The organism is Actinacidiphila epipremni, assembly GCF_012034175.1.
Taxonomy (GTDB): Bacteria; Actinomycetota; Actinomycetes; order Streptomycetales; family Streptomycetaceae; genus Actinacidiphila; species Actinacidiphila epipremni.
This window is the reverse complement of the sequence record NZ_JAATEJ010000003.1, coordinates 136998-151168: the sequence shown is the minus strand read 5'-3', so window position 1 is coordinate 151168 and position 14171 is coordinate 136998. Positions and strand designations below refer to the sequence as shown.

Sequence of the window (14171 nt, the reverse complement as noted above, 5' to 3'; positions counted from 1 at the left end):
GCTGACCGGGCTGACCGGGTCGGCTGGGCCGACCGGGCTGACCCGGGTGCTGACGTGGCTGACTCACGAGACGGCCTCCTTGCCGGTGGCCGCCGGTGCTCCCGGCGGCGGGTCGTGCGGGCGGTCGGTGCCGCGCGGGCGGCACGGCGTCGGTACGCCGTCGGTACGGGGACGGCGCCGCGGGCGGTTCACAGCGGCGGGTCGATACGCGCGAGGGTCCGCGTCACGCCCGGCGCCAGCCGGGTCAGCAGCCGGACGGCACGGACCTCCGGCATGACCGGCACGACCGCGGTGTCCCGCAGCACCGCCGTGACGACCGCACGGGCGACCTTCTGCGGCGGGTAGTTGCGCATCCGGTAGAACCTCGCCGTCCTGGCGCGGCGGCGCTCCTGCTCCTGCGACGTCACGCCGAGATGCCGGGCGCTGCCGGTGATCGGGGTGTTCACCGGGCCGGGGCAGATCGCGCTCACCCCGATGCCGAGCGGGGCCAGCTCCGCCCTGAGGCATTCGCTCAGCATCAGCACCGCGGCCTTCGACGTGCTGTACGCGGGCAGGGTGCGGGACGGCAGGAACGCCGCCGCCGACGCGGTGTTGACGATGTGCCCGCCCTCGCCGCGCTCGGCCATCTGGCGCCCGAAGAGCCGGCAACCGTGGATGACCCCCCACACATTGACGTCCAGCACCTGCTTCCAGTCCTCCGGCGAGGTGTCCAGGAAGCGGCCGGCCAGGCCGATACCGGCGTTGTTGACCACGACGTCCGGCACGCCGTACCGCTCCCGGACACCGGCCGCCAGCTCCTCCATCGCCGCCGCGTCCGACACGTCGACGACCTCCGCCCAGGCACCGGCCGCCCCCGCCGCACGGGCCAGCTCTGCGGTGCGGGCCGCACCCGGCGCGTCTCGGTCCACGGCCACCACCCGCGCCCCGGCCTCGGCGAAGGCCAGCGCCGTCGCCCGGCCGATCCCGCTCGCCGCGCCCGTGACCACCACCACCTGGCCGGCGAACCGCTCCCGCGCGGCCGGCAGCCGCCTGCCCAGCGCGGACCGCGCCGGCTCCCCGGAACCCGGCCCCCGTCCGGCCTTCGCCTGCCCGCCCGCCGTCACCTCGCCCGCGCCGCCGGCCTCCACCGCGGTGACGAACTCCGTGATCCAGTCGGCCATGTGCTGCGGCCGGGAGCGCGGCACCCAGTGCTTGGCGGGCACCGTGCGCCGGGTCAGCCGGGGCGCCCAGTGCTCCAGGTCGTCGTAGAGCCGCTCGGACAGAAAAGCGTCCTCGGTCGGGGTGACGAGCTGTACGGGCACGTGCGCGTACGCGTCCTCACGCGGGTGGCCGAGGCGCTGCCGCACGTTGTCGCGGTAGAGCCAGGCGCCGTGCGCGGCGTCCCGCGGCAGCGACGGCGTCGGGTAGCCGTCGAAGGGCAGCTTCTCCGCGCGCGCGAGGAGTTTCGGCCACTGCCGGCCCAGCGGACCGCGCCAGGCCAGCTCGGGCAGCACCGGGGTGTGCAGCGCGTAGACGTACCAGGACTTCACGCCCTGGCCGAGCACCTGCGCGGCCCGGCGCGGGGTGGGGCGGCGCACCCGGCGTCTGATCCAGTGGCCGAAGTGGTCCAGGCAGGGGCCGGACACGGATGTGAAGGAGGCGATCCTGCCCTCCGTCGCGGGCACGGTGGCGAACTCCCAGCCCTGCACCGACCCCCAGTCGTGGCCGACCAGGTGCACCGGCCGGTCCGGGCTCACCGCGTCGGCGACCGCCAGGAAATCCCGGGTCAGCTTCTCCAGCGTGAAGCCGCCGCGCAGCCGCGCGGGAGCCGAGGAGCGCCCGTGCCCGCGTACGTCATAGAGGACGACATGGAAGCGGTCGGCCAGCAGCGCCGCGACCGGCCCCCACACCTCCTTGCTGTCCGGATAGCCGTGCAGCAGCACGACCGTCGGCCGCCCGGCGTCGCCGGACTCGGCCACGCACAGCCGCACCCCGTCCGCGCCCGTCACGAACCTCTCGTCCGCGCCCGTCCCGCCCGTCGCGCCCGCCCCGCCCGTACCGCTCATCGCGCTCACCCGCCCCCTCGCCGGAACCGCCCACAGCCGACCTCCGACCGCCGCTCGCGGTCGCTGACATCAATCAATGTGACATCGACGGATGGGATGGTCAAGGCCCACCTCCAGCCTGTGGATAACCGCGGTAACCCCCGGAAAATCGGGGGAAAGCCCGCTGTCCCCCACATGGCGGCAGCCCGAGGTTGGCGACCCCTACGGGAGAGTCAGCCCACAGGACTACCGGATTCCGGCCGCTGGGGGGACGCGGGGCTGTGGCGCGGGCCACTACGGTCGTTTCCGTGACTGTGATCGCCACCGAAAGCCTGAGCAAGCGGTATCCGAGCGTGACCGCTCTCGACCGGCTGTCCGTGGCCGTCGCCCCCGGTGTGACCGGGCTGGTGGGGGCCAACGGAGCCGGGAAATCGACCCTGATCAAGATCCTGCTGGGCCTGTCCCCGGCGACGGAGGGTCGTGCCGCCGTGCTCGGACTCGACGTGGCCACCGAGGGCCCGCGTATCCGCGGCCTGGTCGGCTACATGCCCGAGCACGACTGCCTGCCGCCGGACGTCTCGGCGACCGAGTTCGTCGTGCACATGGCCAGGATGTCGGGCCTGCCGCCGTCCGCCGCGCGCGAGCGCACCGCCGACACGCTCCGGCACGTCGGGCTCTACGAAGAGCGGTACCGCCCGATGGGCGGCTACTCGACGGGCATGAAACAGCGCGTCAAGCTCGCCCAGGCGCTCGTGCACGACCCGAAGCTGGTGCTGCTCGACGAGCCGACCAACGGGCTCGACCCGGCCGGCCGGGACGAGATGCTCGGCCTGATCCGCCGCGTGCACACCGACTTCGGCATCTCGGTCCTCGTCACCTCCCACCTGCTCGGCGAGCTGGAGCGCACCAGCGACCACATCGTCGTCATCGACGGCGGCAAGCTGCTGCGCGCCTCCTCCACCAGCGACTTCACGCAGACCACCGCCTCCCTCGCCGTCGAGGTCACCGACCGGGAAGGCGAGCTGCTCGCGCTGCTGACCGGCGCCGGCCTGACGGCGCAGGCCAACGGGCACCTGCTGCTGGTCGACATCGCCGGCGACGAGACGTACGACACCGTGCGCGACGCGGTGGCCGGCCTCGGCGTCGGCCTGGTGCGCATGGAGCAGCGCCGGCACCGCATAGCCGAACTGTTCATCGACGACGCGTCAGCCCCCGCGGGGGAAACCGCCCACGCAACGGAAGGAGACGGCCGTGACGCAGCCTGACACCGCCACGCCCCACGCCACGCCCGGCGCCCCGGCCGCCGCCGCGGGCACCCGCGCCGGTTCACCGCCCGACGTCATCCACAACATCGGGTACCGCAGCTACGAAGGACCCCGCCTCGGTCGCGCCTACGCCCGCAAGTCGCTGTTCGCGCAGAGCCTGCGCGGCGCCTACGGCCTCGGCCGCAGCGCCAAGTCCAAGGTGCTGCCGATGATCCTGCTCGGCGTGATGTGCCTGCCCGCGCTGATCATCGTCGCGGTCACCGTCTTCGCCGACCGCTCCGACCTCCCGGTGCAGTACACGCGGTACGCCGTGATCCTCCAGGCGGTCATCACGCTCTTCGTCGCCTCCCAGGCGCCCCAGTCGGTCAGCCGCGACCTGCGCTTCAAGACGACCCCGCTGTATTTCTCCCGCCCCATCGAGCGGGTCGACTACGTGGCCGCCAAATACGCCGCGCTCGCCAGCGCGCTGTTCCTGCTGACCGCGCTCCCCCTGCTCATCCTCTACATCGGCGCACTGCTGGCGAAGCTCAGCTTCGGCCACCAGACCGCCGGGTTTGCGAAGGGCCTGGTGTCCGTCCTGCTGCTCTCCCTGCTCTTCGCGGGGATCGGCCTGGTCATCTCCGCGGTCACCCCGCGCCGCGGCTTCGGCGTGGCGGCGGTCATCGCGCTGTTCGTCATCACCTACGCGGCGGTCTCCAGCGTCCAGGGCGTGGCCGCCGCGCAGGAGCGCTACGACGTCATCGGCTGGATCGGGCTGTTCTCCCCGATCACCTTGATCGACGGCTTCCAGACCTGGTTCCTCGGCGCGCACTCCGCCTTCCCGCACGCCTCCGGGCCGCCGAACGCGGCGGCGGGCATCGCGTATCTGCTGGTCCTGCTCGGCATCGTCGCCGGCACGTTCGCGCTGCTGATGCGCCGCTACGAGAAGGTGGGCATGGCATGACGACCCTCACCATCGACAACGTCTCGCGCTGGTTCGGCAACGTGGTGGCGGTCAACGACGTCACGATGACCATCGGCCCCGGCGTGACGGGACTGCTCGGCCCGAACGGCGCCGGCAAGTCCACCCTCATCAACATGATGGCGGGCTTCCTCGCGCCCTCCAACGGCACCGTCACCCTCGACGGAGCGGTCATCTGGCGCAACGAGCAGGCGTACCGGGAGATCGGCATCGTGCCCGAGCGCGAGTCGATGTACGACTTCCTGACCGCGCGCGAGTTCGTCGTCGCCAACGCCGAACTGCACGGCCTGCCCGACCCGGACGCCGCCGCGCAGCGGGCGCTGGCCGTCGTCGAGATGGAGTACGCGCAGGACCGCCGCATCGAGACATACAGCAAGGGCATGCGCCAGCGCGCGAAGATGGCCTCCGCGCTGGTCCACGAGCCGTCCGTGCTGCTGCTGGACGAGCCCTTCAACGGCATGGACCCGCGGCAGCGGCTGCAGCTGATGGAGCTGCTGCGGCGAATGGGAGCCGACGGCCGCACGGTGCTGTTCTCCTCGCACATCCTGGAGGAGGTCGAGCAGCTCGCCCACCACATCGAGGTCGTGGTGGCCGGCCGGCACGCCGCCTCCGGCGACTTCCGCAAGATCCGCCGGCTGATGACCGACCGCCCGCACCGCTACCTCGTACGGTCCAGCGACGACCGGCAGCTGGCGTCCGCGCTCATCGGCCACGCCTCCACCGCCGCGATCGAGCTCGACATGCGGGACGGCGCGCTGCACGTCCAGGCGGTCGACTTCGCCGGCTTCACCGAGTTCCTGCCCCGGATCGCCCGCGACCACGGCATCCGGCTCTTCACCGTCTCGCCGTCCGACGAGTCCCTGGAGAGCGTCTTCTCCTACCTGGTCACGGCGTAAGGAGCCCATCGACATGTCCGCCACCACCACCGGGCCCGGCCGCACCGCGCAGCCGCAGCCGCCGTCGACGGGGCCCGCGATCTACCATCCGACGGTCGCCCGGCTGACGTACGGCGCGCTGCTCGGCCGGCGCCGCGCCCTGCTGCTGTTCGCGCTGCCGCTGCTGCTCCTGGTCATCGTCGCCGCGGTCCGCCTGCTCGCCGGCGCCGACGACTCCACCACCGACGACCTGCTCCAGGGCTTCGCGCTCAGCGCCATGGTGCCGCTGGTCGGCGTCATCGCCGGCACCGGCGCGATCGGCCCGGAGATCGACGACGGCGCGATCGTCTACCTGCTGGCCAAGCCGATCAGACGCCGCACGATCATCCTGACCAAGCTGCTGGTCGCGATAGGCGTCACCGTCGCCTTCTCCGCCGTCCCGACGCTCATCGCCGGCTATGTCCTCAACGCCAACGGCCAGAATCTCGCCGTCGCCTACGCGATAGCCGCCGCCGTCGCGTGCATCGCCTACGCCGCGATCTTCCTGCTGCTGGGCGTCGTGACACGGCACGCGGTGGTGGTCGGCCTGGTCTACGCGCTGGTGTGGGAGGGCGTCGTCGGCAATGTGGTGCCCGGCGCCCGTACGCTCAGCGTCCAGCAGTGGTCGCTCGCGGTGGCGCAGAAGATCGCGCACGGCGACCTGGTCGACTCCGCCGTGAGCCTGAACGTGGGCGTGGTCGCGCTGGTCCTGGTGACGGTGGCGGCCACCTGGTTCGCCGCCCGCAAGCTGAGCACGCTCAAGCTCGCCGTCGACGAGTGAGTTCCCGCCCCTGACCCCCTGCACTGATCCCCTGCCCCTGACGCCCTGCCTCGCGGGCGGTCCCGCGGGGCAGGGGCAGGGTGTCGGCGGGCGGCGTGGGGTGCGGCGGTGAAGACTGGGGGGCGATGGCCCAGCAGACCACGCCGGCGGCGCCGACCGTACCCACCCGGATCCGCGTCGCGGCGCACCGGCTCCGCCGCGTCACCCCGCGCGACGCGTGCCGATGCGCCGCGGGGTGGGTCCGCTCGTCGCCCGGCACGCACGTCTGGCTGGCGATACTGGCCGTGACCAGCACGGTCGTGGCGGTCGCCGCACCGCACACCCGCGAGATGCTGCTGCACCACTACAGCACCAACCTCGTCGAGCTGCACCGTCACCCGATCCGCGTACTGATCGGCAGCGCGTTCTGGATCCAGACGCCCTCCGCCTTCGCCTTCTACACCGTGCTCTTCGAGCTGGTGCACGCCCCCGCCGAGCGCTGGCTCGGCACATGGCACTGGCTCTTCACCGCGGCGACCGCGCACATCGGCGCCACCCTGATCAGCCAGAAGGCGGTCTTCTTCGGCATTCGGGACGACCGGCTGCCGCACTCGCTCGCGCACACCGTGGACATCGGCGTCAGCTACGGGCTGGCCGGTGTGGTCGGGGTGCTGGCCTACCGGGTGCCGGTGCGCTGGCGGTGGGCCTATCTGGCGGCGGTGCTGTGCTTCTTCGGGTATCCGGTGCTGCGCGGGGGCACGTACACCGACCTCGGGCATCTGACGGCGTTCCTGCTGGGCCTGTGCTGCCACGCCGCCACCCCGCTGCCGCGGCCCGCGCCGCGCGGGGCGGGGCGGAGGTGAAGGTGGAGGCGGGGGCAGAGGTCAGAACGGGCCGAAGAGGCGGGTGAGGACGAGGGCGATGCCGTCCTCGTCGTGGGAGGCGGTGACCTCGTCGGCGACCGCCTTCAGCTCCGGGTGGCCGTTGGCCATGGCCACGCCGTAGCCGGCCCAGCCGAACATCGGGATGTCGTTGGGCATGTCGCCGAAGGCGATGGTCTTGGCGGCCGGCACCCCGAGCCGCCGGGCGGCCAGCGACAGGCCGGTCGCCTTCGTCAGCCCCAGCGGCAGCAGCTCCACGATGCCCGCGCCCGCCATGGTGGCGCTCACCAGGTCACCGGCGACATCGGTGGCCACCTGCGTCAGCTCGTCGTCGCTCAGACCCGGGTGCTGTATGTAGATCTTGTTGATCGGCTCGGCCCACAGGTCGTCGCTGCCGGTGATGTGCAGCACCGGCAGCTCGGGGTTGTAGACGTAACCCGGGCCGATCAGTACCTCGCCGCCCAGCCCGTCACGGCTCGCGGCCAGCGCCAGCGGCCCGACCTCGGCCTCGATCTTCGCCAGCGCCATGGCGGCGAGCTGCCGGTCCAGGGTGACGGAGGTCAGCAGGCGGCCCGCGCCCGCGTCGTAAACCTGCGCGCCCTGCCCGCACACGGCCAGGCCCTGGTAGCCGAGGTCGTCCAGTACATGCCGCGTCCACGGCACCGCGCGGCCGGTCACGACGATGTGCGCCGCCCCCTGCGCCGAGACCGCCGCGAGCGCGTCCCGCGAGGCCGGTGAGACGGTGCCGTCACTGCGCAGCAGCGTGCCGTCGAGGTCGGTGGCGACCAGGCGGAACGGCAGCGCGGCGGGCGGGCGGCCCGCCGCGGCCTGCGTACCGCTCACTTGGCCGCGGCCGGCGCGGTGGCGGCGGGCTCCAGCAGCTCCCGGCCGCCCAGGTACGGGCGCAGGATCTCCGGGACGCGCACCGAGCCGTCCGGCTGCTGGTGGTTCTCCAGGATCGCCACGATCGTCCGGGTGACCGCGCACAGCGTGCCGTTGAGCGTGGCCAGCGGACGCGTGGCGCCCTCCTCGCGCATGCGTACGCTCAGCCGCCGCGCCTGGAACTCGTTGGTGTTGGACGTCGACGTCAGCTCGCGGTACTTGCCCTGCGTCGGGATCCACGCCTCGCAGTCGAACTTGCGCGACGCCGACAGGCCGAGGTCGCCCGAGGCGAGCTCGACGACCTGGAAGGGCAGCTCCAGCGACGTCAGCCACTGCTTCTCCCACTCCAGCAGCCGCCGGTGCTCGGCGTGCGACTCCTCCGGGGTGGTGAAGACGAACATCTCGACCTTGTCGAACTGGTGCACCCGGAAGATGCCGCGGGTGTCCTTGCCGTACGAGCCGGCCTCGCGCCGGTAGCAGGACGAGAAGCCCGCGTAGCGCAGCGGCAGCCGGGCCGCGTCGATGATCTCGTCCATGTGGTAGGCGGCGAGCGGCACCTCGGACGTGCCGACGAGGTAGAGGTCGTCGTTGTCGAGGTGGTAGACGTCGTCCTCGGCCTGGCCGAGGTAGCCGGTGCCGGCCATGGCGGCGGGCTTGACCAGGTTCGGCGTCAGCATCGGGGTGAAGCCGGCCGCGGTGGCCTGCGCCATGGCGGCGTTGACCAGGGCCAGCTCCAGCAGGGCGCCGATGCCGGTGAGGTAGTAGAAGCGCGAGCCGGAGACCTTGGCGCCGCGCTCGGTGTCGATGGCGCCCAGCAGCTCGCCGAGCTCCAGGTGGTCGCGCGGCGTGAAGCCCTCGGCGGCGAAGTCGCGCGGGGTGCCGTGCTGCTCGACGACGACGAAATCCTCCTCGCCGCCCACGGGGGCGTCGGGGTGGACGATGTTGCCGATCTGCAGCAGCAGCCGCTGCGCCTCCTCGGCCGCCTCGTGCTGCTCGGCGTCGGCGGCCTTGACCGCGGCCGACAGCTCGCCGGCCCGGCGCAGCAGCTCGGCCTTCTCGTCGCCCTGCGCCTTGGGGATCAGCTTGCCCAGCTGCTTCTGCTCGGCGCGCAGCTCGTCGAAGCGGGTGCCGGAGGACCGGCGGCGCTCGTCGGCGGACAGCAGGGAGTCGACGAGCGCGACGTCCTCTCCACGGGCGCGCTGCGAGGCGCGCACACGGTCGGGGTCCTCACGAAGCAGGCGAAGGTCGATCACGGCTACAGGCTACCGGGGAGGGGCCGTCGCCCGCGACAACTTAGCGGCTTTATGCCCGATATGAGAGCTTCAGTGCAAAAGCGAGGAAAATCCACAGAGGGGGCGAAAAAATGGGTCGTCAACCCTATTGCGGGCGTCCCTCCGCAGGGGCATCCGGCTTGTGGAGAAGTGGAGTTGATCATCGGCGTCGGGGGCTGGTTATCCACAGGGGCGGGGAAGATCTCCACCACTTGTCCACAGGGTGTGGGGAAGATCTGTGGAAGAGGACCGAGATCATTTCGGGCGCCGGATGTTCGGCTATGGATTCCCCGTTCAAACTCGCTCCACACTCACTTTCGGGTGAGAAATACTCCCTCGGACGAGTGGGCCGGAGGAATTGGGATGACGCGGAGTGTCCTGCGTCACTCTGAGGGGTGCGGGCGGCTGTGTACCGATTTGTCGACTAGGTCGGGCTCTCTCCACAGCTCCTGTCGACTTGTCCCCACGTTACCCACAGGCGGGTGACCACCCCTGTGGATAACTCATCGGTAGCTGTGCAGAACCCAGCAGAGCAGTTCAGCCGCGGCCGTCGAGCGCCCGGTTCAGCCAGTCCGCGGCCTCGGTGAACTCCGCGTCGCCCGTTCCCCGCACGACCGTCCCCGCCACCTCGTCGGCACGCGGGTACGACCCGAGGAAGCGCACGCCCAGGCAGCGCCGCCGCAGGCCCATCAGCGCCTCGCCCACCCGCCGGTCGGTCAGGTGCCCCTCGGCGTCCACGGAGAAGCAGTACTTGCCCAGGCCCTCCCCCGTCGGCCGGGACTCGATCCGCATCAGGTTCACTCCGCGGATCGCGAATTCCTGCAGCAGCTCCAGCAGCGCACCGGGGTGGTCGTCGCGCAGCCAGAAGACCGCCGACGTCTTGTCCGCGCCGGTCGGCGCCGCGAGCCGTGCCGGGCGGCCGACCAGCACGAAGCGCGTCGTCGCGTTCGCCGCGTCGTGGATCTCAGTGGCCAGCGGCTCCAGACCGTACGTCGGCGCGGCGAATTCCCCCGCGAAAGCCCCGTCGAAACGGCCTTCCTGCACCAGCCGCGCACCGTCCGCGTTGGACGCCGCCGACTCCCACACCGCGTCGGGCAGATGCTCCGACAGCCACTGCCGCACCTGGATCTGCGCCGCCGGGTGCCCGGTGACCGTCTTCACCGACGCCAGCTCCGTGCCCGGCCGCACCAGCAGCGCGAAGGCGATCGGCAGCAGCACCTCGCGGTAGATCATCAGCGGCTCGCCGAACGCCAGCTCGTCCAGGGTGGCGGTGATACCGCCCTCCACCGAGTTCTCGATCGGCACCAGCGCGCCGCCCGCGCTGCCGGAGCGCACCGCGTCCAGCGCCGCCGGCACGGACACCATCGGCACGAGCTCCCGCGTCGCCGCCTCGGGCAGCGACCGCAGCGCGGCCTCCGTGAACGTGCCCTCGGGGCCCAGATACGTGTAGCGGCTCGCTGACAACATGCAAGCAGCCTAGCCGCCCGCGCGCCCTGCTCCGTACGGGTCACGGTCGCGCGCACCGGCTGCGGGCGACGGCCGCCCCGCCCACGTCAGCCCTCCAGCAGCCGCTGCCCCACGTACTCCCCGGGCCCCGCGCCCCCCGGCACCGCGAACAGGCCGCTCGCCTCGTGCCGCAGGAAGCGGGACAGGCCGTCCGCGCCGTCCAGCTTGCGCTGCACGGGCACGAAGCCGCGCATCGGGTCCGCCTGCCACGCCACGAACAGCAGCCCGGCGTCCGGCACCCCGTCCGCACCGATGCCGTCGTGGTACGAGAACGAGCGCCGCAGCATGGCCGCGCCGCTGTTGGAGGCGGGGGCGGCGACGCGGATGTGCGCGTCCCCGGCGATGGCGAGCGAGCCGTCCGGCCGGAATTTCGCCAGGTCGACCGGCGTCGTCTCGGTGCCGCCCGACAGCGGCGCCCCGTCGGACTTGCGCCGCCCGATCACCTGCTCCTGCCGGGCGACCGGCAGGTGGTCCCAGTCGTCGAGCAGCATCCTGATCCGCCGCACCACCGCGTACGACCCGCCCGCCATCCACGCCGGCGAGCCGTGCGCCGGCACGAACACCCGGGACTCGAAATCCGGGTCCGTGGGCTTGGGGTTGTTGGTGCCGTCGATCTGCCCCATCAGATTGCGGCCGGTCATGGGGTGCGCGGTGGCGCCGGGCGTCCGGGAGAAGCCGTTCATCTGCCAGCGCACCGCCGCGGTGTCCCGGGCCGCCTTCTGCAGCACCCGCAGCGCGTGAAAAGCCACGAGCGCGTCGTCCGCGCCGATCTGCACCCACAGGTCGCCGTCGCTGCGCGTACGGTCGAGGTGGTCGCCGGGGAAGTCCGGCAGCGGCGCCAGCGCCTCGGGCAGCGCCGAGCCGAGGCCGGTGCGCCCGAAGAAGCTGCGGCCGAAGCCGAAGGTGACGGTGAGCGAGGCGGGACCCGCGTCGTACGCCACCTGGTCGTCGTACGCGGCGGGCGCCGCCGGGCGGTCCGCCCTGGTCATCGACCGCACCGCGTCCGACCAGCGGCGCAGCAGCGCCGCCGCGGCCCTGCGGTCGGCGCCCGGCGCCAGGTCGAAGGCGACGAGGTGACCGCGGGCCTGCGCCGGCTGCACGATGCCGGCCTGCCGTGCGCCCTCGAAGGGGATGTGCGCGGAGCCGACCGTCGTGAGCGCCACCGGATCGTGGTGCCCGGCGGCTGTCGCCGCCGCTCCCGCGGCACCGCCGCCGACGAGCCCCACCGCCCCGGCGGCCCCCGCGACGCCGAACAGCCGCCGCCGGCTCACACCGCCCGCGGGGCCGGACGGGGCGGCTTTCCGGTCGCCAATTGCCGAGTCGTGCGCCACGGCTTCGCCTATTGCCGAGCCTTCCGCCGTGGCTTGGCCCATTGCCGGGCCGTCCGTCGCGGCTTTGCCTCTTGCCGAGCCTTTGCGCCCTGCGGCGGACCGCGCCGCCGGTGCCTTGCGGTTGCCTTGTGCCGAGCCGCCGGTTCCGGCGCCGCCCTGTGCGGGGGCGCCGGAGCCGGCCTTTTCCGACGTGCTCATACGTTCTCGCTCACGATGGTGCTTGCGGTACGGCCATGGCTCATGACGCGATCTGCACGTTCTGCGTCACCGTCACCTCGTCGATGTCGGAGGTGCGGATCGTCAGCGACACCTGCCAGGTGCCCGGCAGCGGCAGCTGGACGTTGTCGGCAATCCAGTGCCCGGCGCCGAAGGTGGTGACCTTCTCCTGCAGCGGCCCGAGGTGCTGCGCCGGCAGGGTGAAGGCGAGCCGCACCTCGACGGCATTGACCGGCTTGCCCGCAGGGTCGGTCAGCTCCAGGTGCACCGCCGCGGGCAGGACGGCCCGCGCCGGCGACATGGTCAGGCCCGCGGTGCCCTTGCCGCCCGCGCCGCCGGTGTCGAACGGGATGCGCAGGTTCACGTCCTTCGGAGCGGCGGTCGCCGGGGCGCTCGCGCCCGGGGCGGCCGGCGCCTTGGCGAACTGCTTCTGCTCCTCCGCGGCGCGGCCGGGCTGGCTGCCGCTGAGGATCGTGGTGACGGTCAGCAGCACCACCGCGATCCCCGCCTCGGCCAGCACCGAGCGGCGCAGCGACACCCGGGCCGGGTCGGCGTCGCGCGTCTTCCGCTCGCGGGCCGCGGTCCGCGCGGCCTGCTGCCTGCGCAGCTGCGCCGCCCGCTTCGGGTCCGCCGCGGGGGAGCCGTCCGGGCCGGCCGCCCCCGAGGCCGAGGCGCCGGCGGACTCCGCGCCCGTACCGGCCGGGGAGTCCCCGCCCGGTGCGTCCGCCTCGTCCCGCCGGGCGCCCTGCGCGGCCTCCTGATCGCCTTCCACGGTCGCGCCGGGCTCCTGTGCCCCGGCCGCCGCCCGTACGGCCTGACGGGGCGTCTGGGCAGCGGCCAGCCGCTCCTTCTGCCGGCCGACCCGCCCCACCCGCGAGGTGCCCGCGCTCGCGGCGGCCGGCTCGCCGAGGGCCTGCGTCCAGCGGCGGGAGAACCACGCGACGCCCACCAGGCAGCACACCAGGCCGATCTTGATCAGCAGCAGCCGCCCGTAGGAGGTGTCGGTGAAGGCCCGCCAGGTGCCGATCTGCCGCCACGCCTGGTACGTGCCGGTGCCGACCAGCGCGGTGACCGCGGTCAGCGCGATCGCGGAGAAGCGGCGGACCGCGGCGCGTTCCAGCGTGCCCGCGGCGGACGGCAGGAACAGCGCGGTCAGCAGCGTGATCAGGCCGCCGAGCCACACCGCCATCGACAGCAGGTGGACGACGTCGACCGGCATCGCCACCTGGTGCTGGATGCCGACCGAGGCGTGCTCGGCCATCGCCCACGTCGCGGCGATGCCCACCGCCACGACGCTGCCGCCGATGCCGAGGCCCCACGCGAGGTCGGCGCGCTCCTCGGGGTCCTCCCGCTGGGTGAAGCTGCCGAAGAGCACGGCGAGGAAGACCGCCGCCGCCGCGAGCAGCAGCAGCCGGGAGACCAGCGCGGCACCCGGCCGGGTCTCCAACTGCGTGCGGATCACGTCCAGGTCGAAGGCGTCGCCGAGCCCGCTGCCGTTGACGTACGGGCCGCGCAGCATGATCAGCGCGATGGTCGACGCGACGAGCGCGACCCAGCCGCCGGCGGCCAGCCGCCGCATGGGGCGCAGCCGGGCGCCGCGCGGCCAGCACACCGACAGGAAGACGCTGCCGCCGACCAGCAGCGCGAAGCCGCCGTAGGCGAAGTAGCGCGCCACCCCGTAGAGCGTGCCCGCCGCCCCGCCGCCGAGCGCGGCCTGCGCCGACAGGTCCACCGTCGTCTTCGACGGCGCGCCCACCGAGAAGGTGAAGGCGCCCGCCACGGGGTGGCTGTCCTGCGAGACGGCCTTCCACGCGACGGTGTACGTGCCGTTGCCCAGGCCCGGCCGCAGCGCGACCGTCGCGGTCGACCCGGAGTCCTTGCCGGCCGCGTGCCCGGGCGTGCCCACGGCGACGTTGGTGCCGGCCGGGTCCAGGACCCGCAGTGAATCGGCCGACAGCAGCACGCCTTCGGAGAAGGTCAGCACCACTTGCTGCGGCGCGGTCTGCACCACGGCGCCGTCCGCGGGATCGGTGTGCAGCAGCGCCGCGTGCGCGGACGCCGGTGTCGCGCTGCCCAGCAGCACCGCGACGAGCGCGCAGAACGTGGCCACTGCCGTGGCCAGGGCGCGCCGGGGTACGTACAACCGTCTGTTCATCCGTC

General features: G+C 73.1%; 11 protein-coding genes. 5 read left to right on the top strand and 6 right to left on the bottom strand.

The genetic code is table 11. The features are described from left to right. Positions 1-188: 188 nt before the first annotated feature. Positions 189-2045, bottom strand: a complete 1857-nt coding sequence (locus tag HCN08_RS05855) for an SDR family oxidoreductase (RefSeq protein WP_167982041.1) — start codon at positions 2043-2045, stop codon at positions 189-191. Between the two features lie 260 nt (positions 2046-2305). Between HCN08_RS05855 and HCN08_RS05850 the strand changes: the two genes are divergently transcribed. The 5 genes from HCN08_RS05850 (at position 2306) to HCN08_RS05830 (ending at position 6787) form a co-directional block, all read left to right on the top strand. After that, a complete protein-coding gene (locus tag HCN08_RS05850) occupies positions 2306-3289 on the top strand; it encodes an ABC transporter ATP-binding protein (protein ID WP_167981799.1) in 984 nt (327 codons plus the stop codon). A gap of 76 nt (positions 3290-3365) precedes the next feature. Next, on the top strand, positions 3366-4232 hold the full coding sequence (locus HCN08_RS05845; RefSeq protein WP_322974278.1) for an ABC transporter permease subunit: 867 nt from the start codon (positions 3366-3368) through the stop codon (positions 4230-4232). Then, a complete protein-coding gene (locus tag HCN08_RS05840; RefSeq protein ID WP_167981797.1) occupies positions 4229-5146 on the top strand; it encodes an ABC transporter ATP-binding protein in 918 nt (305 codons plus the stop codon). The genes HCN08_RS05845 and HCN08_RS05840 overlap by 4 nt, the downstream gene beginning before the upstream one ends. 79 nt (positions 5147-5225) lie before the next feature. Beyond that, entirely contained in the window at positions 5226-5945 is a 720-nt protein-coding gene (locus tag HCN08_RS05835; RefSeq protein ID WP_167982040.1) for an ABC transporter permease subunit, read from the top strand. Between the two features lie 125 nt (positions 5946-6070). Then, on the top strand, positions 6071-6787 hold the full coding sequence (locus HCN08_RS05830; protein ID WP_206318408.1) for a rhomboid-like protein: 717 nt from the start codon (positions 6071-6073) through the stop codon (positions 6785-6787). A gap of 21 nt (positions 6788-6808) precedes the next feature. On the opposite strand, the gene HCN08_RS05825 is transcribed toward HCN08_RS05830, so the two are convergent. From HCN08_RS05825 to HCN08_RS05805, 5 genes are all read right to left on the bottom strand, one after another. Further along, on the bottom strand, positions 6809-7648 hold the full coding sequence (locus tag HCN08_RS05825) for an HAD family hydrolase (protein WP_167981796.1): 840 nt from the start codon (positions 7646-7648) through the stop codon (positions 6809-6811). Beyond that, entirely contained in the window at positions 7645-8940 is a 1296-nt protein-coding gene (gene serS / locus HCN08_RS05820) for a serine--tRNA ligase (protein WP_167981795.1), read from the bottom strand. Before serS ends, HCN08_RS05825 begins: the two co-directional genes overlap by 4 nt. Positions 8941-9495: 555 nt before the next feature. Continuing rightward, complete coding sequence (pheA, locus tag HCN08_RS05815; RefSeq protein ID WP_167982039.1) at positions 9496-10422, bottom strand: prephenate dehydratase; 927 nt, start codon at positions 10420-10422, stop codon at positions 9496-9498. A gap of 89 nt (positions 10423-10511) precedes the next feature. Continuing rightward, positions 10512-11837, bottom strand: a complete 1326-nt coding sequence (gene efeB, locus HCN08_RS05810) for an iron uptake transporter deferrochelatase/peroxidase subunit (protein WP_240969802.1) — start codon at positions 11835-11837, stop codon at positions 10512-10514. A 196-nt stretch (positions 11838-12033) separates the two neighbouring features. Continuing rightward, a complete protein-coding gene (locus HCN08_RS05805) occupies positions 12034-14166 on the bottom strand; it encodes a copper resistance protein CopC (RefSeq protein WP_167981793.1) in 2133 nt (710 codons plus the stop codon). Positions 14167-14171: the final 5 nt, after the last annotated feature.